Genomic DNA, 20,332 nt, shown 5'->3' on the forward strand with positions numbered 1-20,332 from the left:
ATTAACTCCCGAAATAATGGACGACGACAGCCAGATAACAAACAAACAGACCCACCTCAAACCACGCGGCTTTCCACAATTGATGGTATACACCGGTTTTATGAAGGACGAAGCGGGTTAAACAGGAAAGGATGAACGCCATCGGTGCAAACAACACCAACGGGCTGAACAACAAGCCTCCCAGCGCTAATTCTTCAAACATAACGAAATAATCTCAATGAGTTAGATTAGAAGTATAGAACAGTAGAATTCAGAATCAGCCACAGTGCGCAAGATTTGAAGCAAAGCATTGGCTCGATACTGAACTTCATCACCTTCTCGTCGCCTCTACCGAACGAATGTATGGATAGACGAAAGATGACCAGAAAGGGTCCGCAAGGATGCGGAACGGCTTAACGTGGTGACATGAAGGCTGGCGACTGGATTTATTCTTAGTGTGTTGCCATTCTGCGCCTGTGTTTCATTCCTGACAAGCACCAATCAGGACGCAGACTATTCACTTTCAAGAACAAATTGTAGGTAGTGAAGCGATAAAAAAGCCGGGGCAAGACCCGGCTCCGAAGCGATACATGGTTCTGTGGCGATACATCGTTCTAAGACAAACCATAGTTCTGAGACAAACCATCTCTGGTTACGGTGACTCTCAAACCAACGGCGCCCCTAAAAAGTAGCGTTGATGCCAAAGGCCGCATGAGCCGCCTCACTCAACGTGCCAAATGGGTATATTCAATAATCACTTGGTTGCCATCAACCATCACGCGCTGAATCTCACCATCGACAGTCACGCGGTTTTGCAAGTGAACCAGATGCTCACCCGCGATAAATTTGTTCTTCAACGTCGGCAACACGTTGTGCGGTTCTACATGCAACTGCTGACAAAACTGGGTCACAAATGCCATCGTCAGCGGCGCATTGCCTCGCAGAATATTTGAAAATTCAACCTGGCTTACGCCCAATCGTTTGGTCATTTCCATCTGCGTCATGTGCATTTTTGCCTTTTGGGACATCCAAACATCGTACAGAGCAATACGATCCTCTGGGCCAAACTCCATTGTGTTTCCTCGATTCATTCTTTCATGCGATGAAAATGACAAAAACCCATAAATCGTATGTCAATCGAAAGTGAGTTTCTGTCCAAGATTTGCTACAGGTCGAGGGTTTGGAAGCCAGATCGCCACCAATGTCATGGCTACGTTGTGGCCAAAACAGCCACATGACAAGACCGAATTGGCCACAAAAAAGGCCCGCATTCGCGGGCCGTTGGAATCAATCAGGGGTCAAATTTTATGAAAATAGGCCAGCAATAAAGCGCTTGATCCAATCCATCGATTGTTTGAACCAACTGCCTTTTTCCACACTTTCTAGCGCAACCAAAGGCGCTTCGCCCACTTTACGTTGCCCGATCTGGTAGATCACTTTGCCGACCACATCCCCTTGTTGAATCGGCGCTTTCAAATCGCGATCCAATTCGATCAAGCCGCTCAATTGTGACATTTCGCCTTTGTTCACCGTCAGATACGTGGTCTGTGCGACCCCAATGGCCAAGTCATCACGCTCCCCCATCCAGACGCGCGCGTTCTCGATCGTCTCGCCCTGTTTGTGCGGCGCAACGGTATCAAAGAAACGGAACCCGTAGCTGAGCAGTTGCTTGCTGTCCGATTCACGGCTCTTCATGCTGTTGGCGCCCATCACGGCCGAAATCAAACGCATGTTCCCGTTGGTTGCCGACGTCACTAAGCTGTACCCAGCGCCACTGGTAAATCCGGTTTTCATGCCATCGACGTTCATGCTGCGATCGCGCAGTAATCCGTTGCGGTTGTATTGGGTAATGCCGTTGTAAGTGAACGAGGTTTCGCTGTAGATCGGGTAGATCTCGGGCAAATCACGAATGATCGCTTGCGCGAGCTTTGCGATGTCATAAGGTGTGGTGTAAAGGCCATCGCTATCAAGCCCGTGGGGGTTTGTAAAGGCAGTATTGTTGAGCCCCAAACGCTGCGCCCACGAGTTCATCAGATCCACAAACGCGTTTTCAGAGCCCGCAACGTGCTCGGCAATCGCCACACTCGCGTCGTTCCCCGATTGCACAATCAGGCCGCGATACAGATCCATCATGTTGACGCTGGTGCCAACCTCGATAAACATTTTCGATGAATCGGGGAAATTCTTCGCCCACGCTTTTTGGCTGATGGTGACTTGATCCGTCGGTTTGATATTGCCACGCTTCATCTCCTGACCTGCAACGTATGACGTCATCAGTTTGGTCAGGCTGGCGGGGTTCATTTTTTCATTGGCGTTGTGTTCCACCAGCACCTGGCCAGTGTTGTAATCCATCAGCACATACCCCTTGGCTGACAGTTGTGGCGGGTTGGGAACAACGATCGGCGCTGCAAAGCTCGTGGCCGATAATAAAGACATACAAGTCGCGGACAGCGCGACGATTAATCCGGTTCTATTCATATCCCGCATCCAAGAATCACAAAGTGTAAACCTAAAACGCCAAGTAGTGCGTGTGATGGCTGGCGGTGATAGACCGGCGCAAACCAGTTCACAGCTTGAATTCGGTCAGCTACTTGGGCGTGCTAGTATAGCGAAGCGGCAAAGTATCACGCGCCATCTTTACTTACTCTTACAGAGGTGTAAATGATCGTAACAAGGCCACGAACTCAAGCAGCAAGCATGAGCCAAGCTGCCCATAAATTCAGCGAAATCGCCTTAAACTGTGCTTTGCTTAACAAAAAACCGAGCCCTGTCGAGGCTCGGTTTGTCAGGAATGAACGGGGAAATCGTTACAAAACTTTCGCAAGGAATTGTTGCAAGCGCGGGTGCGCCGGGCTATCAAACACCGCATGCGGGTTATCATCCACCAATAGCTTGCCATCTTCCATAAACAGCACGCGATCTGCCACTTCACGGGCAAAGCCCATTTCGTGAGTCACGATCACCATGGTCATGCCCTCTTTGGCCAATCCTTTGATCACGTCCAACACTTCCCCCACCATTTCTGGGTCAAGGGCCGATGTCGGTTCATCGAACAGCATTAAATCCGGTTTCATCGCCAGCGCGCGAGCAATCGCCACCCGTTGCTGCTGACCGCCGGACAAGTGCGACGGGAAGTTGTTCATGCGATCGTCCAGACCGACACGCTTGATCAGCTGCTTGGCATCCGCTTCCACTTCGGCTGTCGGACGCTTGGACACTTTGAGCGGTGCCAGCATCACGTTCTGCAGCGCCGTCATGTGCGGGAACAAGTTGAAGCTTTGAAACACCATGCCAACGTTCTGACGCAGCACGTTGATGTCGGTGGTTTTGGCGTACATGTCAAAACCATCCACAATGATGGTGCCAGAAGAGATCTCTTCCAACTGATTCAGGGTGCGTAAAAAGGTCGATTTACCGGAGCCCGATGGGCCGATGATCACCACCACTTCGCCGCGTTTCACGGTCGTCGAGACGGATTTCAACGCATGACAACCGTTGGGATAAAATTTGTCGACGTTGTTGGCGTACACCATATCGACGCCGTTGTATTCACTAGTCACTGGCCGATAACCTCTTCTCTAAACGTTGAATAGCCCAAGACAGGGTACCGGTCACCAGCAAATAAAGTGCTGCGACGGTGAACCACACTTCAAATGGAGCAAAACTACCACTCACCACTTCACGACCCGCTTTGGTCAAGTCGGTAATCGAGATCACCGAGACCAGTGACGAGTCTTTGATCAGGTTGATGAACTGGCCCGCGAGCGGAGGCAAAGTGCGTTTGAGCGCCTGCGGCAAGATCACGTAACGCATCGCTTTGGGATAAGTCATACCAAGCGAGCGCGCCGCTTCCATTTGACCATTTGGAATCGCCTGAATGCCCGCACGCACAATTTCCGCCACGTACGCCCCAGTAAACACCGACAGCGCGACCACGCCCGCAGTAAAGCGATCAAAATCAAGCACCGTGCCGATAAAGAAGTAGACGATAAAAATTTGCACCAAGAGTGGCGTGCCGCGAATCAATTCCACGTAGGTTAACGCGAGATTTCTGGCCGTTTGATTTTTGGCCACCCGCATCAAGCCAAAGATGAGGCCAAGCAGTACGGCAAAAATCAAGGAGATGAAGGAGATTTCGATGGTCACCCACAAACCATGTGCAATCGGGCCGAATTTCCATTCATTGAGCTGGGCAACGGTGTCCCCTTGAAAAATCAGGTCCCCTTCGCCAACAAGTAAGTGTGTGTAATGTTCAATCACTTGTGGGGTATTTTGCCCATCAAGTGTAATCACCAACTGACCATCTTGGAGCGATGCGGTGCCGTCGCCCGTTGCACGAATTTCCTGCATTTCGGTGTTCACGACGTAAGGCCACAAACGGTCCCAGTGCCAGTTGTAATTGATGCTGCGTCCGGAGAAATAAATCGCTCCCACCAGCAGCGCCATGATCAGGACATAAATACCATGTCCGACCCATGTTGAGGATTTAGACTGCATCACTCAGATTCTCTTTATTCTTTTCAATACACCGGGCAAACGGCTTGCCCGGTTATGGTCGATAATCGTCGTGCGATTATTGAACGTCTTTCAGCCAGCTGTCTGACTTAAACCATTTGTCGTACACGCGATCATACGTGCCGTCGCCTTTGATTTGACGCAGGTAGTTGTCCAAGAAGTTGAGGAAGTTCGGATCGTTTTGACGAATCGCCCAACCCAGCGGTTCATAGGTGAACGGTTCAGCCAAGTGAACCACTTTGCCTTCGTTTTGCGCGCTGTAGATGGCGTTGTATGGGAAGTCGTAAACAAACGCATCCGCTTTGCCGTTCACCACTTGCAGCACGGCGTCTACTTCGGTGTCGTAAAGGTCAAGTTTCGCGTTCGGTACGTATTTTTTCGCCGCTTCGACGCCCGTTGTACCTAGTTTGGTCGCGATGGTGTATTTCGGATCGTTCAGGTCCTTGTAACTCTTCACCTTCCCTTCCAGTTTTGGCGACAACACAACAGACTGGCCAATCACAATGTAAGGCGTTGCGAAGTTCACTTTCAGGTTTCGTTCGGCAGTCACGGTCATGCCGCCCATGATGATGTCACATTTGCCCGTCAGCATGGCGGGAATGATGCCGTCCCACGCGGTGTTCACTGGGGTAAATTTCACGCCCATGGAACGCGCCATGTGCTTGCCTAAATCGATATCAAAGCCGATGTAGCGGCCATCTTTAGTCTTCATCTCAAACGGCATATAGCCAGCATCGAAACACACTTTCAGTTCACCGGTGTTCAGCACATTTTCCAACGCTGACTCAGACGCCATCGCTTGATTGGCACCCAGTAATGAGCAAGCCACTGCCAGCCCCGCTGCCGTAGACTTCATGAAGTTTTTCATAGTATCCCTTATGTAAGAATTGTTATGTTGTCGTTCGTCCAATGACACATACGATGTTGTGTTACTGCATGTCACGCGCACGCGATTGACATCAGATCCTTACAGATAATGCGATACAATATGGCAACATTTCAACAACTTTTCGAATTTATCACTAATATTTTAGAATAAATATGCAACCATTACCTGAGAGCTAGTTCGAGATCCCGGATTAAATCTGTCGCGGATTCCAAGCCAATGGACAGCCTGACGATGCCTTGCCCAGCATCACGACAGAAATGTGCTTTTTGCTCCGGTGTAAATCGATAAGTCGATGCATCTAGATCATCAGTTCTCATCACCACCGCTAAACTGCGTTGATGACCCATGGAAAAAGCGTAATAAAACATCGCCGATTCGTTCGCAAAACGCTGCTCGATCAAATCGATGTCATCCACTTGGAATGCAATAATGCCGCCAAAATGATCCATTTGTTGTTGAGCCAGTGAAAATTGCGGATGCGAGGCCAACCCCGGATACAACACCCGAGTGACACGAGGATGATTTTCCAGCCACTGCGCGATGCATTGCGCCGTTTCACACACGGTTTGCATGCGCGGATACAGGGTTTCCATACCCCGCATAATGAGCCATGCACTTTGCGCCGCCAACGTCGCCCCCAAGTAGATACCCGCCAGCGATCGTATCTTTTGGATCAATAACTTAGATCCAAGCACACACCCACCCAGCACATCGCCATGCCCATTGATGAACTTGGTCAGCGAATGAACCACGATGTCTGCGCCGAGGGTGAGTGGTCGAGTGATGACTGGCGTTGACAGGGTCGAATCGGCGCAAAGCAACACGCCGTGCGCTTGAAGCAGCGTCGCCAGCGCGGCGATGTCCGTCAGTCGCAACAATGGATTGCACGGCGTTTCAATGTGCACCAGTTTTGTGCTTTTTCGCAGCGCACGTTGCACAGTCTCAGTGCAAGTTGTATCCACCACCGACACCTCGATGCCATACAAAGGCAGGATTTGCGTCGCGAATTCATACACGCCCGCATAGCAAACATCGCTGATGATGAGGTGATCGCCCGCGCGCAGCAGAGACAAAAAGACCGCCGATATCGCCGCCATGCCCGTCGCGGTCGCCATGGCATCCTCGGCTTGTTCCAACACGGCCAAACGCTGCTCCAGCAAGCGCACCGTGGGATTGGTCCACCCCGCATAGAGAAACGGCGCATCCGCCACATCCCCCACACCTTGAGCGGAGAACGCCCCGAGTGCCGGGTCAAACACATGGTTCACCGACATCACCACATTCGGCGCAATGGCTGCCGTTGATGGGTCCGCCGCGATCATCGCGTGAACAGCCTGCGTTTGCGGCGAGCTGGATTGAAAGCGAGAAACTTGAGCCTCATTTTTGTGCATAATTATGCAACTCCATTTGTTAAATTTTAATTTAAACATTGAAGCTATTGTGGATTTCAATCACTCACAAAAATCAGCTATCCTAGCCCGCTGAATGCAGAAACTCCGCGTTTTCACGCGCGATTTGCGGCATAGCCGCGCAAGGATGATGATGACCCCAACACTGGATGCCTTTGACCATAAAATTCTAGAGCTGATGCAGCGCAATTGCCGGCTTGCCAGCGACCTGATTGCCGAGCACATTGGGCTCTCGCCATCGGCGGTGCAGCGGCGCATCAAACGGCTACGTGAAGTGGGCGTGATTCAAGCAGAGGTGGCGATTGTCGACCCGGCCGTCACGACCCACACCATGACCTTTCTTGCGGGGTTGGAAATCGACCGAGAGAACTACGCCGTATTGAGTCAATTTCGGCGCTGGGCGGAGCAACAACACCTGATCCAGCAGGTGTTTTATGTCACCGGTAGTGTCGACCTGATGCTGGTGATCACCGCGCCCAATGCCAAAGCCTACGATGGTTTTATGGAAGCACTCATGGCGCTTTACCCGCAGATCCGCCGCGTTACCACCAACGTGGTGCTCGATACGCCAAAGAGAAGCTTGTACGTGCCGCTGGGCTAAAGCCCGCGGCATTCAAATAACACGCATAAAAAAACCGAGGCCATGGCCTCGGTTTTTCGTGGTGCTGAACGTTACTCAGCCGGTTTGTTGGATGCCCACACGTAGAGCAGTTCCAGTGCGATGGTCGCCCCTGCCAGAGAGGTCAGATCGCTCTGATCGTACGGCGGTGACACTTCCACCACGTCCATCCCCACCATGTTGATGCCTTTCAGGGCGCGAATGATCTTCAAGATTTTGTCTGAAGTCAGACCGCCACACACTGGCGTCCCCGTCCCCGGCGCAAACGCAGGATCCAGACAGTCGATATCGAATGTCAGGTACACGGGCTTGTCACCCACGATGTGTTTGATTTGACCTACAATCTCATCCACCGACATGTCGTTGGCTTGCATCGCGTTGATCACATTAAAGCCGTGACCTTCTTGCTTGTATTCGGTACGAATGCCGACTTGCACCGAATGTTTCGGTGAAATCAAGCCTTCTTTCGGCGCATGATAGAACATGGTGCCGTGGTCGTACGCACTGCCGTTCGCGTAAGTATCGGTGTGGGCGTCAAAATGAATCAATGCCATTTCACCGTGATGTTTCGCGTAAGCACGCAGGATAGGCAGTGTGATGAAATGGTCACCGCCGAGCGCCAACATGGTTTTGCCGCTTTTCAAGATCTCGTTGGTCGCCGCTTCCAAGCGATATGTGAAATCTTCTGCGTCACCACAGTCAAACACCAAATCCCCTGCATCCACCACATTGATGCGATTGAACAGGTTAAAATCCCACGGGAATTTTTTGCCTTCCCACGCGAGGTTCACCGACGCGCGACGAATCGCATCCGGCCCCATGCGCGCGCCAGGACGACCCGAGGTCGCCATGTCTAGCGGCACACCCAGCACCACGACATCAGCGTCAGTATCAATGGGGTTGCGTTCGTAAGGACGACGCACAAACGTCATCGCATTTGAATACAGTGAATAATCAGTTTTAGTAAACAAATCATTCATTTAGAAATCCTCTAGATAGGTATAACCGCTCAAACCTTGTTCTAGCTCAGCCAAAACAGTCGTTTGTTCTTCAGCCGCCACGCGCTGGCTCACCAGTTGGCGGTAATTCATGCGAATGGCGTCCACATCAATATGGACGTAACGCATCATGTCTTCGACTGTATCACCTTCGTTCACGAACGTCAGATCAGACTCGCCTTGGTCAGTGATGTTCACCACCACACTGTGAGTGTCGCCAAACAAGTTGTGCATGTCACCCAAAATTTCCTGATACGCACCCACCAAGAAGAAGCCCATTAGGTAGGGTTGATCAGGCGTCCACGCTGGTACAGGCAACGTGGTTTCAATGCCTTGGCCTTCAACGTATTGCTCAACCGCGCCGTCTGAGTCACAGGTGATATCGAGCATCACCGCGCGGCGATCTTCCACGTTTTCCAGTCCAGACAATGGCAGCACCGGGAACACTTGGTCGATGCCCCATGCATCTGGCAACGACTGGAACAGCGAGAAGTTCACGAAGAACTTGTCGGCCAAGCGCTCTTGCAGCTCATCCAGAATCGGACGGTGGAAGCGGTTCTTGTTGCTCATTTTCAGGCGCAAGTCGTGGTAAATACGCAGTGACAACTGCTCGACCCACGCACGGTGTTGCAGGTTGATCACGCCTGTAGCAAACAGGCTGTGCGCTTCCGACAAATCGCTTTGCGTGTCGTTATAAATTTCAATCAATGCGCGCGCATCGGTGCCTTCATGCAGGTTTTCCCAGCTGCGCCACATGTTTTGCATCAGCAGCGGAGCATCCTCGGCTGGTGCTTCAATCGCTTCTGGTTTGTACGCTTCTGCCCCGATCACGTTGGTGATCAGCACCGCGTGGTGCGCGGTCAGCGAACGGCCCGATTCTGAAATAATGGTCGGCATCGGCTGGCTGTACAGATTACACATGTCGCCCACGGTGTTGACGATGTTGCGTGCGTATTCCAACAACCCATAGTTCATTGAGTTCGAGGATTGGCTACGTGTGCCGTCGTAATCGACCGCCAAGCCGCCGCCCACATCAAAGTACTGAATTTGTGCACCCAGCTCACGCAGTTCGCAGTAGAAACGTGCCGCTTCGTTCACGCCGTTACGCACGTCGCGAATGTTCGCCATTTGCGATCCCAAGTGGAAGTGCACCAGTTGCAGCGCATCCAGCTGTTGTTCCGCTTTCAAACGTTCAATCACAGTCAGCACTTGAGACGCGGCCAAGCCAAATTTCGACTTTTCGCCACCGCTGGATTGCCATTTACCGGCGCCTTGCGAGGCCAGACGAATACGCAGTCCCAAACGCGGTTTCACGCCGAGACTCTTCGCTTCTTTCAGCACCAGATCCAGTTCAGACAGCTTCTCTAAGACGATAAAGACTTTGTGGCCGAGCTTTTCGCCGATCAGCGCCAAGCGCATGTATTCGCGGTCTTTGTAACCGTTACACACGATCACCGAGCTCGCTTGTTGCGCCATCGCTAGCACAGCCAGCAGTTCAGGCTTACTGCCCGCTTCCAGACCCAATTGCTTGGTTTCCAGTTCAGCTTGGCTCGCCAGAATCTCATCCACGACTTCTTTTTGTTGGTTCACTTTGATGGGGTAAACCAACAGGTATTTGTTCGGGTAGTCATACTCTTCAATGGCCTGGTTAAAGGCATCACAGATGTTGTGCACGCGTTGGTGCAGGATCTGCGGAAAACGCACCAGCACCGGCAAATTCAAATTACGCGCTTCGAGCTGTTTTACAATCGAACTGAGTTGCGTGGGGTGTGCACCGTCTTTTCGCGGTGACACATACACTTCACCGTGATCATCGATGCCAAAGAAGCCCTGGCTCCAGTAATGAACGTTGTAATCAGCGCGAACGCTGTCTAATTTGGATTGTTGTTCCACATCATATCTCGCAAGAACAAAGAGAATGTAGTGGTTTCGAGGATCGAAACCACGCCTGACACCCTTGATGTCACGCGCTTTATCGGTGAAAACCTAGGGTGTGTCTAATGATAATAATTTGTCGTTAGGACAAGTGTTGGTTATCACACATAAGTTTTCAAATTTCTGTGTAAACCATTCATTCTGTTTGTGAACCGCTGACCAAAAGATCGAATTTTTTATTCCCGTACAGCGATTCAAAATCCGCCTCATCGGCAAGCAAATCGCGCAGGGATGGGATGATATCAATCGCGCGTTGGATGTCTTCCAGCGCTTGCTCTTCCGACCCCAAGCGTGCATACGCACAAGCGCGCTGATACAAGGCTGGGCCGTTATTGTCATCCAGTTCGAGCACGCGGTTACACAGGCTCATCGCCCAGTGGTACTCTTTGATTTCCATCGCCGCATCCGCTTTGTAGGTCAGCGCTTCCAAGTCGCCCGGGCGAATCTTGAGAATTTCATCGTACACTTCGATGCGTTGATCGGCCGTTTGCACACTCTGTGCCCGTAACCACAAGTTGTGAATTTCGTTGATGATCTCAATTTCACGGTTGTTTTCAGAGATAATGCGTGTCTTGCGTTTTAAATCACGCTCCAACGCAACAAACTTCCGCTCGTACTCCACCGCGATTTTATTCAACCGCTTATCGGCCATTTCTCTGGTGTTGTGTTTCACTTCTCGCAGCGATTGCCACCCCACCAGCGCCACCAGCGAAGCCACGCCCGCGATAATGTAGAAGAAATAGGTGACGGTCACGTTGGCATAGTTCATCGATTTATCGGCAACCGTCAGTTCGCGGTCAGTGATTTGCACGATCAAACGGCGTTCCAGATCTTGCTGATCTTGACGCAGTGATTTGAGCTCATCGAGGATATAACGCTCCATCAACGGGCGATCAAGCACGGCGGTTTCAGAATAGGCAGGCGCCTTAGCCGGCGCAGATTGCTCCTTTGCTGCCCACACATTGGCAGCCACTATCGTCATCAAACATCCCACTACTAACCAAATTTTCTGCACGCATTGCTCCTTACACCTGTTTGAGATTACGAAGACGGCATGTTGAACTCGTGTTGACCGTCACAATTAAAACCCACACGAAACATTCTAACTCAAATTAAATGTAAATTTTTTAGAATTTAATTTAACCCATTAAATCAATAAGATAACTAAAACATGAACAATAAATCGCTGAAAGTCGCCTTGATAATTGCCAATTCAATGTTTAGTGTACTATACATATTTACAATTTATCGTCGCACACATTCGACGACAACAAAGGATGTAAATGATGTCAGCTATGCTTGAAGTCAAGAACCTCTTTAAAGTGTTTGGAGAGACACCGGACGAGGCGTTTACTCTCATTGAACAGGGTTTAAATAAAGATCAGATATTTGAGCAAACGGGCCTAACCGTCGGGGTTAAGGACGTTTCCTTGTCAATCAACGAGGGTGAAATTTTCGTCATCATGGGCCTTTCCGGTTCGGGGAAATCGACCCTCGTGCGTCTGCTCAATCGCCTGATCGAACCCACCCGCGGCAGCGTGCTGCTCAAAGGCAAAGATATTGCCCATATCTCCGATACCGAACTGCGAGAAGTTCGTCGTCAAAACATTTCGATGGTGTTTCAAAATTTCGCGTTGATGCCGCACATGACGGTGATTGAAAACGCCGCGTTTGGTTTGGAACTGGCAGGCGTGCCGGAGCAAACGCGTCACCAAGCCGCAAAAGCTGCGCTGGAACGCGTGGGGCTCGATGCCTATTGCGAATCCTACCCTGATGAACTGTCGGGCGGGATGAAGCAGCGGGTCGGGCTGGCGCGTGCGCTGACCAATGATCCAGACATTTTGTTGATGGACGAAGCATTTTCGGCCCTCGACCCGTTAATTCGAACCGAAATGCAAGATGAATTGATTCGCCTTCAAAACGATGACAAACGCACCATTGTGTTTATTTCCCACGATTTGGACGAAGCCATGCGCATCGGCGACCGGATTGCCATCATGCAAGATGGCGTGGTGGTGCAAGTGGGCACGCCAGATGAAATCCTGCATCAACCCGCCAATGATTACGTCAGTTCCTTCTTCCGCGGCGTGAATGTGGCCAGCGTGTTCTGCGCCAAAGACATTGCGCGCAAGAAACCGGCGGCAATGTTTAAAAAACACGACAACGACGGCCCAGCGGCAGCCATGCAGATGCTGCTCGACCACGATCGCGACTACGGCATCGTGGTCGACCGCGCCAACAAATACACCGGCATTGTCTCGCTCGAATCCCTGCAAGAGGCGAAACGCGAACAGCGCTCGCTCAGCAGCGCCCTGCTGCCTGACACCATCACCATTTCGCCTGAAATTTCGGTGGGTGATTTGATTGGTCAGGTGGCTGAAGTGCCTTATGCCGTACCGGTGGTCGATGACGACGGACACTACTACGGCGTGATCACCAAAACACGCTTGCTGCAGACACTCGATCGCGAATAAACGCCACTCAGGACAATCTTGGTCAATAGGAAAGAATCATGACAACGGAAACCACAGTTTCAGCGGCACAGGCAGCCGACCCTTGGGGCGCTGCCACGCAAGCTGCAACCACTACTGATCCTTGGTCGACAGGCACCAGCGCTGCCGCCAGCAGCGATTGGCTCACGGCGGCCGCTCCCGCCGACACGCCTTTTGATTGGATGCACCCTTTTCAGGACGCCATTTTACCGTTCGACAGCTGGGTCGAAACCGCACTCAACTGGCTGGTGACGCACGGACGCCCGCTGTTTCAGGCGATTCGCGTACCAATCGATTTCATTCTCAGCTCATTTCAAACCGCGTTGGTCTCCACCCCTGCGCCCATCATGCTGCTGATCCTGTTTCTCATCGCTTGGCAACTGGCTGGGTCGCGCATGGGGATCGCGTCATTCTTATCACTGATGGTGATTGGTCTGATTGGTGCTTGGGACCAAGCCATGGTCACGCTGGCGCTGGTTATGACATCGGTCTTCTTCTGCTTGCTGATCGGGATGCCGCTTGGGATCTGGCTGGCGCGCAGTGACACGGCGGCCAAAATCGTCAGGCCAATACTGGATGCAATGCAAACCACCCCAGCTTTCGTTTACTTGGTGCCTATCGTGATGCTGTTTGGTATCGGGAACGTGCCGGGCGTGGTGGTGACCATCATCTTCGCGCTGCCACCAATTGTGCGTTTGACCATTTTAGGCATTCAACAAGTGCCGGAAGAGCTGATTGAAGCAGGTCACGCGTTTGGTGCCAGCCCGAAACAGATGTTGTATCGCATTCAATTGCCACTGGCGATGCCCACCATCATGGCTGGCGTCAACCAAACTTTGATGCTGTCGCTGTCCATGGTGGTGATCGCCTCCATGATCGCCGTCGGCGGTTTGGGTCAAATGGTGCTGCGCGGCATTGGCCGACTCGACATGGGACTTGCCGCCGTGGGTGGCTTGGGCATCGTGATTCTGGCCATTTTGCTGGATCGCATCACCCAAACCATTGGCGCCAATAGTCGAGATAAGAAAACCCATTGGTATGAGAAAGGCCCTGCCTCACTCGCCTACCAACTGAAACTGAAGTTCACACACACCGAAGGTCAGAAAAAACTAGGAGAACAGAAATGAACGTAGCATGGAAGACAATGCTCACCACGGGACTTGTGGCCGGCACAACGCTCTCAGCCTCGGCTTGGGCGAAACTGCCGGGCGATGGCATTACAGTGCAACCGGTTCAGTCGACAGTGGCTGAAGAGACGTTCCAAACGCTGATTGTGAATAAAGCGATGGAAGCGCTCGGTTACACCGTACTGCCCACCAAAGAAGTGGATTACAACGTGGGTTACACCTCCATCAGTGAAGGCGACGCCACCTATCTTGCCGTGAACTGGGCGCCGCTGCACGAAGGCAAATACATCGCCGCGGGTGGTGATTCAAAGTTCTACCGTAAAGGCGATTACATTGCCGGGGCAGCGCAGGGCTACCTGATTGACAAAAAGACGGCCGATCAATACCACATCACCAACATTGAACAATTGAAAGATCCCAAAATCGCCAAACTGTTTGATGCCAACGACGACGGCAAAGCCGATCTCACCGGCTGTAACCCAGGTTGGGGCTGTGAGAGCGTGGTGGAACACCAGATGGATGCGTTTGGCCTGCGTGACACAGTCACCCACAACCAAGGCAACTACGCGGCGATCATCGCCGACACCATTTCGCGTTACAAAAAAGGCGATTCGATTCTGTACTACACCTGGACACCGTATTGGGTAAGTGGCGTTTTGGTACCGGGGAAAGACGTGGTGTGGTTGGAAGTGCCTTTCTCATCGCTACCGGGCGATCGTAAAGACATCGACACCACACTGCCGAATGGCAAAAACTACGGCTTCCAGATGAACTCGATGAAGATCGTGGCCAACAAGCAATTTGCAGAGCAAAACCCAGCGGCTGCTAAATTGTTTGAAATCATGAAGCTCAACATCAACGATGTGAGTGCCGAAAACATGATGATGAGCCAAGGACACAATTCAGAGAAAGACATCGAAGCGCACGCGAACGGTTGGATCAAAGCACACCAGAAACTGTTTGATTCTTGGGTCGCCACTGCAAAACAAGCCGCCAAATAATAACAATGGCTCAGGCAGCGTGCTGACCGGCTCGCTGCCTCTATGCCTAATGGAGGATGACTTGGATATTCACGAGGAAGTATTAGTCTCAATTCGCCAAATTATTCGCGCCATCGATCTGCATTCTAAAAAGCTCAACAAAGATTATGGCCTAACCAGTCCGCAGTTACTGCTGATGAGGGCGATCAAAGCCGAACCCAGCATGACGATTCGCCAATTGTCGGTGGCCACCAACATGAGTCAGGCAACCGCCACCAGCATTTTGGACCGACTGGAAAAACGGGAACTGGTGATTCGGGAACGCGACACCATCGACAAACGCAAAGTCCACGCGATGCTCACCGCACGCGGGGAACACATTCTGTCTGAAGCGCCGCAACTGCTGCAAGATGATTTTGTTCAGCGATTTCAATCGCTCGATGCGTGGGAGCAAACGTTGTTGCTGTCATCGCTGCAACGCCTGTCCCGCATGATGAATGCGCCGGAAGCAACCACCCGCGTCGAACCCTTATTGCTGGCGATTGACGCAGAGTCGTTGGATCTCTCCTAACCCGCAGGCGCTGCTCCAGTTAATCATCGCTGCGAACTTTCGCGCGTCTTGCGGTCGAGAAATCTTCCTTCGTCACTTGGAACAGGCTGGCGAATGATTGCAATCTCGTCCCCATTTTATTGATGTCTTCGCCAATCACCGCACTATCTTCAATCGCATGTTGAATCACATCAAACTGCTTATCCATGTGCGAGAAATGGCTGGAGACCACATTCAGTTGTTGATCCTGTTCGCTGATCGCACCGCCAATTTTCTCCACATGCAGTGAAATATTGGCAATCGCCTCTTCAATCTGATGCCACGTCTCCTGCGCCTGATTCACCCGTTCTGCGCAAGCGGTGGCTGATTCCAAACTGTCACTCATCACGTTCTCAACGCGCTGGGTACTGGTTCGAATCGCACCAATCAGTTCACTTACGCTGTCGGTCGAAGCGCGGGTTTTCACCGAGAGGTTACGCACTTCATCAGCCACCACCGCAAACCCGCGTCCCTGCTCGCCAGCGCGAGCTGCCTCAATCGCGGCGTTCAACGCCAGTAAGTTGGTTTGCTCTGCGATGTCGTTGATCACTACGATCACTTGGCGAATTTTCTCCGCATCGACGGTGAGGTTGCTCACCGCTTGTGCCACCAGCGATAGGTCGCTGCTGAGTTTGTCCATTTGCGACACCGTTTCGACCACCGATGCGCGACCGCTGCCCAGCACGGTGACTGTATTTCCGGACGCGTGTTGAATGCCTTCCAGCTCGCCACTCACCAAACGGCTGATTTCCGCCGAATGCATCATCTGATCTTGCACCTGCTGCGACTGATGATGCATCGAGTTGGAGGCCTTGGTCAGTTTCACATTCACATCGTTCACGTCCTGCGACATCGGCTCCATGCGCGTGATGGAACCCAGCAACGTCGAAAAGGTATTGTCCAGATGATCAATGAACGCATTAAAGCTACGCGATAGCGCCGTCACTTCATCATTGCCTTTCTCTTCCAAGCGGTAGCGCAAATCGCCCGAACCAGAGCCCAGTTGTTTCACAGCTTCCAACATGCGATGCAGCGGCGCCAGAATGGAATGCGACATCAACCACCCGATGCCCAAACCAATCAAAATGGCGGGCACCAGCATGTACAGCACCGCATTTTTGATGTGTGTTTTCAATGTGGTCAAAAACGCCATCGCTTCCGCTTCATCAATTTCACTCAAGAGCACCCATTTCAGCCCGTACAGCTCCAGCGGCGCGTACGCCGAAAGTACCGGAATATCGCGATAATCTCGAATCAACTCAAAACCAGTTTCGCCAGCCAGTGCTTTGTTGACCGCTGTGGAATCGACGGTTTGCAAGCCAATCGATGTTGAAAGCGCATCCATCTTCGCCAACGTCGCGCTGTCAGCGCCGAGCGTTTTCATCAGCGCGAGGTAACCTGCTTTGTCTTCAATGACAAAACGCGAGTTCGAACGCATGATTTTGTCGCTGCCGACTAAATAGGTTTCACCCGACGCACCCAGCCCCGATTTTTTCCAATCTTGGTTGTGGGTCATGATGTTGTTAATCACATCCAGCGGCATCTGCATGATCAGCACGCCGACGGTTTGTCCGTTTTCACGAATGGGCGCGCTGACAAATGCTGCCTGCGCTTCGTAGGAGGGCGTGTAAGGTCTGAAATCGGTGAAGAAGCTGCCGGAAGAAAGCTGCATCGCACCGCGATACGCGTCAGCCAAGCCGCTGTCTTTATAAGGGCCAGATTTGAGCGAGGTGGCAAAGTCGAGCTCTTTGTACGCGCTGTACACCACGAAACCGGTGTTGGCATCGACCAGAAACACATCGTAAAAACCAAAGTTTTTAATGAAGTCGGTGAAGAAAGGATGATAGGTTTGATGCAGGGCATCATATTCGCCCCCCTGCTCACCGGTGGTGAGTTTGTCCTTGCTACCCAGCGGATTGGGGTTGAGGGCAATGTATTGGTTTTGCAGTGTTTTAGCGCGCTCAGAAATTTGGCCAAACAAACCATCCGCATTGATGCGATCGACGGTGTTGATCTCTTGATAGCGAGCCGCAAACTCATTGCGGTAGTAGCCTTTCAGCGCGTCACTGGACGTGGTACTGAGCGGATAATCCATAAACGCTTGGGTAAAGCCGACCACCGCGTCCCGAACACTCAAGTCATGAGACATATTCTGCGCCTGCGCATCCACCGTATCAAAATAGCGCTGAATCTGTGACGCGGTTTCATTGCGTGAGATCACCAATTTATCTCTGGCGGCTTTTGCCAGCGTTTCAGAAGCATCTTGGTACACAAACCAGCCCAGCGCCACACAACTGACCGCCGTGAAGCACGCCGCCACCACCACATAACTGATAAACATTTTGCTGCGTAATTTCATCCGCCCATCCCTTGAAAGAAAAAACCCTGCTAATGCTTAGGTTTAGTCTAATTCCCTTGCCTACGAATGGGCTTTCGGCGGATTAGTGACTTTTGTCACATATGAGTGTTGTTGCTTCTAACCCTTTATTAGTAATAAAAGCATCAATGCGCGATCCGTGTGCACTGAATTGCCTGAAAATCCGGTATTGCGCCGTGACGCAGCATTGATCCCCTGATTCACCCACCCGCTTGCTGACGAAAGCAGCGCTTACGTGGGTTGTCACAGAAATCCGGTTGTAATTCACCGGTTTTCAGTTATTTTGAACAAAACCCTGTTTCTCACTATGTTATGGACTACATCGCCTTACTCAATTTAATGCAAGATTACTATCAGTGGCTGTTCACGCTGCTGATGCTGCTTCTCTATCCGAAAGTCGCCAAAGTGACGCTGCGTGTGTTTGAAAAAACCGTGATTGGTCGTGACGACGTGCATCGCGTTAAACGCGCACGCTGGCTGATCAAAACCGCTCTGTTGATTGCGCTGTTGATGACCCTCATGATCATGTGGGGGATTGAACTGCGCGGGTTGCTGGTCGTCGGTTCTTCCATTTTTGCGCTGCTGGGTGTGGGTTTGTTTGCCAGTTGGTCGCTGCTGAGTAACGTGACCTCGTTTTTTACCCTGTTTGTGCAGAACTATTGCCGTATCGGGTTATGGGTACGCGTGGTCGACGGCGCGAACTTTGTCGAAGGCAAAATCATCGACATGACGTTTTTGAACGTGGTGCTAGAAACCCTAGATGGCAACCGCGTGCTGTATCCGAACAACTTGTTTATTGTTCGCCCAGTCATTGTCCTGAGTAAAGCGCCAGAAAAAGCCGCCAAGAAAGCCGAGAAAAAACAGTTACCGATTGGAGTCAAACGTTGAGCGAGTATCAAGATCTATCCCAACAAATTGAAGCGCTCGCCAAAGCCGAAAATGATGAGCAGCAGGTCTCGCTGCTAGGCGAAATGGTTGAAAATGGCTTGGATGAAGGCCCACTGGCGCTGATTCTCGAAGCGTTTCCCGTCGATGACCGTGTGCGTTTGTGGCGCAGCTTGCCACTGGAACTGCACATCGATGTATTGACCGAAATGCGCGCCGATGTGCGTGTGTCGATCATCAAAGCGTTGTCTGAAGTCGAACTGAAACTGACGCTGGCCAAACTCGACAACCTGTCGCTGATCGAGTGGGAAGACTCCCTGCCCGACGACATTGTCACCGAAGCGCTGCGCTTAATCAGCCGCGACGAGCTGGAACTGTACGATCAAGCCAACGAATTCAACGATGACGAAATCGGCCACTGGGCTGACCGAAAACTTTATACCCTGCCGTTTAGCATCAGCGTCAACCGCGCCAAGATCCTGCTCGATAAATACCATTTGGAATCGCCGCAATACATTTACCTCATCAACAAAGCCAAGAAATTTCGTGGTCTGGTGGCGTTCAGCGACATTCTGTTGGCCGAAGGCACCACACAGCTTAAAGCATTGAAGAAAGAAGATTTGGTGCTGATCAACGCGCATCAATCGCTGTCTGATGCGGTCGAAGCGTTGGAGCACGCCGTGTTGCCCATCGTTCCGGTGGTCAGCGATGACGATACCCTGATCGGCGAAATTGACTGGCACTTTGCACTGGGCACGCAACGTGAAATCTACGAATCGCGCTTGATGGCCGGTACCGGTATGGATGAAGGCGATGACCTGTTTGCGCCGGTGGTCCGCAGCTCCAAGCGCCGCGGCGTATGGCTGGGCATCAACCTTTTGACCGCGATTCTGGCGTCGATGACCATCGGTTTATTTGAGAATGTGATTTCGCAAGTGGTGGCGCTGGCGGTGCTCATGCCGATTGTCGCTTCCATGGGTGGCATTGCAGGGAGCCAAACGCTCACCTTGATGGTGCGTGCGATGGCGCTCAATCAGGTCACTACCGGGAACCGCTTTGCGCTATTGAAAAACGAATTGGGCATCGGCTCGATTAACGGCGTGGTGTGGGCGCTGATCATCGGCGGCGTGGCCGGATTATGGTTCCAATCTACCCTGATTGGCTGCACCATCTCGCTCGCAATTGTGGTCAACATCATCACCGCCGCGCTGTTTGGCGTACTGATTCCGATCATCCTCGATAAATTTAAGCTCGATCCGGCTTTGGCTGGTTCGGTGATCCTCACCACCGTCACCGACGTGGTTGGCTTTTTCGCCTTCCTCGGCACGGCGAGTTTGGTCATGCTGTAATCCTGACGCCTCGCTTCGCGGGGCGTTTTTTTTCGCGGGCGTTGTTGTTCCTGGTCGTTTTTTCAAGGTCACTTTTTTTACTGTCACTTTTTTCACGGACATAGTGCGCCCCAACTGCACGTTTTCGGCCAAAAATTTTTTTAAAAAATTTTATTTTTCCCCTCTTGAAGTTCAATTTTTTTACCCTAT

General features: G+C 51.7%; 18 protein-coding genes. 7 read left to right on the top strand and 11 right to left on the bottom strand.

Going from position 1 to position 20,332, the window contains the following annotated elements:
* Position 1 precedes the first annotated feature (1 nt).
* From VFA_RS11740 to VFA_RS11770, 7 genes are all read right to left on the bottom strand, one after another.
* Positions 2-202 carry a DUF1656 domain-containing protein gene (locus VFA_RS11740; protein WP_014257601.1) on the bottom strand — a complete coding sequence of 67 codons (201 nt, stop codon included), beginning with the start codon at positions 200-202 and terminating at the stop codon, positions 2-4.
* Positions 203-704: 502 nt separating this feature from the next.
* Entirely contained in the window at positions 705-1,052 is a 348-nt protein-coding gene (locus tag VFA_RS11745; protein ID WP_004727046.1) for a helix-turn-helix domain-containing protein, read from the bottom strand.
* 232 nt (positions 1,053-1,284) lie between these two features.
* Positions 1,285-2,457, bottom strand: coding sequence for a D-alanyl-D-alanine carboxypeptidase family protein (locus VFA_RS11750; protein ID WP_004727048.1), 1,173 nt, complete (start codon positions 2,455-2,457; stop codon positions 1,285-1,287).
* 329 nt (positions 2,458-2,786) lie between these two features.
* Positions 2,787-3,512, bottom strand: a complete 726-nt coding sequence (locus tag VFA_RS11755) for an amino acid ABC transporter ATP-binding protein (RefSeq protein ID WP_004727049.1) — start codon at positions 3,510-3,512, stop codon at positions 2,787-2,789.
* Between the two features lie 19 nt (positions 3,513-3,531).
* The gene (locus VFA_RS11760; protein ID WP_004727050.1) at positions 3,532-4,476 is read right to left on the bottom strand and encodes an amino acid ABC transporter permease; all 945 of its coding nucleotides are present in this window, start codon (positions 4,474-4,476) and stop codon (positions 3,532-3,534) included.
* 76 nt (positions 4,477-4,552) lie between these two features.
* Positions 4,553-5,362: a transporter substrate-binding domain-containing protein gene (locus VFA_RS11765; RefSeq protein WP_004727051.1), complete on the bottom strand. Its 810-nt coding sequence runs from the start codon at positions 5,360-5,362 to the stop codon at positions 4,553-4,555.
* Between the two features lie 182 nt (positions 5,363-5,544).
* Positions 5,545-6,774, bottom strand: coding sequence for a trans-sulfuration enzyme family protein (locus VFA_RS11770; RefSeq protein ID WP_004727052.1), 1,230 nt, complete (start codon positions 6,772-6,774; stop codon positions 5,545-5,547).
* A 145-nt stretch (positions 6,775-6,919) separates the two neighbouring features.
* Here VFA_RS11770 and VFA_RS11775 point away from each other — a divergent pair, with 145 nt between their 5' ends.
* Positions 6,920-7,393, top strand: coding sequence for an Lrp/AsnC family transcriptional regulator (locus VFA_RS11775; protein ID WP_232281709.1), 474 nt, complete (start codon positions 6,920-6,922; stop codon positions 7,391-7,393).
* A gap of 71 nt (positions 7,394-7,464) precedes the next feature.
* On the opposite strand, the gene speB is transcribed toward VFA_RS11775, so the two are convergent.
* The 3 genes from speB to VFA_RS11790 all read right to left on the bottom strand — a co-directional run bounded on the left by speB (position 7,465) and on the right by VFA_RS11790 (position 11,326).
* The gene (speB, locus tag VFA_RS11780; protein ID WP_004727054.1) at positions 7,465-8,391 is read right to left on the bottom strand and encodes an agmatinase; all 927 of its coding nucleotides are present in this window, start codon (positions 8,389-8,391) and stop codon (positions 7,465-7,467) included.
* Entirely contained in the window at positions 8,392-10,302 is a 1,911-nt protein-coding gene (gene speA / locus VFA_RS11785) for an arginine decarboxylase (RefSeq protein ID WP_004727055.1), read from the bottom strand.
* A 178-nt stretch (positions 10,303-10,480) separates the two neighbouring features.
* On the bottom strand, positions 10,481-11,326 hold the full coding sequence (locus VFA_RS11790; RefSeq protein WP_274612736.1) for a tetratricopeptide repeat protein: 846 nt from the start codon (positions 11,324-11,326) through the stop codon (positions 10,481-10,483).
* Between the two features lie 304 nt (positions 11,327-11,630).
* On the opposite strand from VFA_RS11790, the gene proV reads away from it, so the two are divergent.
* From proV to VFA_RS11810, 4 genes are all read left to right on the top strand, one after another.
* Positions 11,631-12,818: a glycine betaine/L-proline ABC transporter ATP-binding protein ProV gene (proV, locus tag VFA_RS11795; RefSeq protein WP_038151666.1), complete on the top strand. Its 1,188-nt coding sequence runs from the start codon at positions 11,631-11,633 to the stop codon at positions 12,816-12,818.
* A 38-nt stretch (positions 12,819-12,856) separates the two neighbouring features.
* On the top strand, positions 12,857-13,963 hold the full coding sequence (proW, locus tag VFA_RS11800) for a glycine betaine/L-proline ABC transporter permease ProW (RefSeq protein ID WP_004727058.1): 1,107 nt from the start codon (positions 12,857-12,859) through the stop codon (positions 13,961-13,963).
* On the top strand, positions 13,960-14,964 hold the full coding sequence (gene proX / locus VFA_RS11805) for a glycine betaine/L-proline ABC transporter substrate-binding protein ProX (protein ID WP_038151668.1): 1,005 nt from the start codon (positions 13,960-13,962) through the stop codon (positions 14,962-14,964). The genes proW and proX overlap by 4 nt, the downstream gene beginning before the upstream one ends.
* Before the next feature lie 61 nt (positions 14,965-15,025).
* The gene (locus VFA_RS11810) at positions 15,026-15,514 is read left to right on the top strand and encodes a MarR family winged helix-turn-helix transcriptional regulator (protein ID WP_004727060.1); all 489 of its coding nucleotides are present in this window, start codon (positions 15,026-15,028) and stop codon (positions 15,512-15,514) included.
* A 19-nt stretch (positions 15,515-15,533) separates the two neighbouring features.
* On the opposite strand, the gene VFA_RS11815 is transcribed toward VFA_RS11810, so the two are convergent.
* Entirely contained in the window at positions 15,534-17,891 is a 2,358-nt protein-coding gene (locus VFA_RS11815; RefSeq protein ID WP_004727061.1) for a methyl-accepting chemotaxis protein, read from the bottom strand.
* Between the two features lie 330 nt (positions 17,892-18,221).
* Between VFA_RS11815 and VFA_RS11820 the strand changes: the two genes are divergently transcribed.
* A complete protein-coding gene (locus VFA_RS11820; protein ID WP_004727062.1) occupies positions 18,222-18,797 on the top strand; it encodes a mechanosensitive ion channel domain-containing protein in 576 nt (191 codons plus the stop codon).
* Positions 18,794-20,143, top strand: coding sequence for a magnesium transporter (locus tag VFA_RS11825; protein ID WP_004727063.1), 1,350 nt, complete (start codon positions 18,794-18,796; stop codon positions 20,141-20,143). The genes VFA_RS11820 and VFA_RS11825 overlap by 4 nt, the downstream gene beginning before the upstream one ends.
* Positions 20,144-20,332 lie beyond the last annotated feature (189 nt).

Origin of the sequence: Vibrio furnissii CIP 102972 (genome assembly GCF_000176175.1) — a bacterium.
In the GTDB taxonomy this organism is placed as follows: domain Bacteria; phylum Pseudomonadota; class Gammaproteobacteria; order Enterobacterales; family Vibrionaceae; genus Vibrio; species Vibrio furnissii.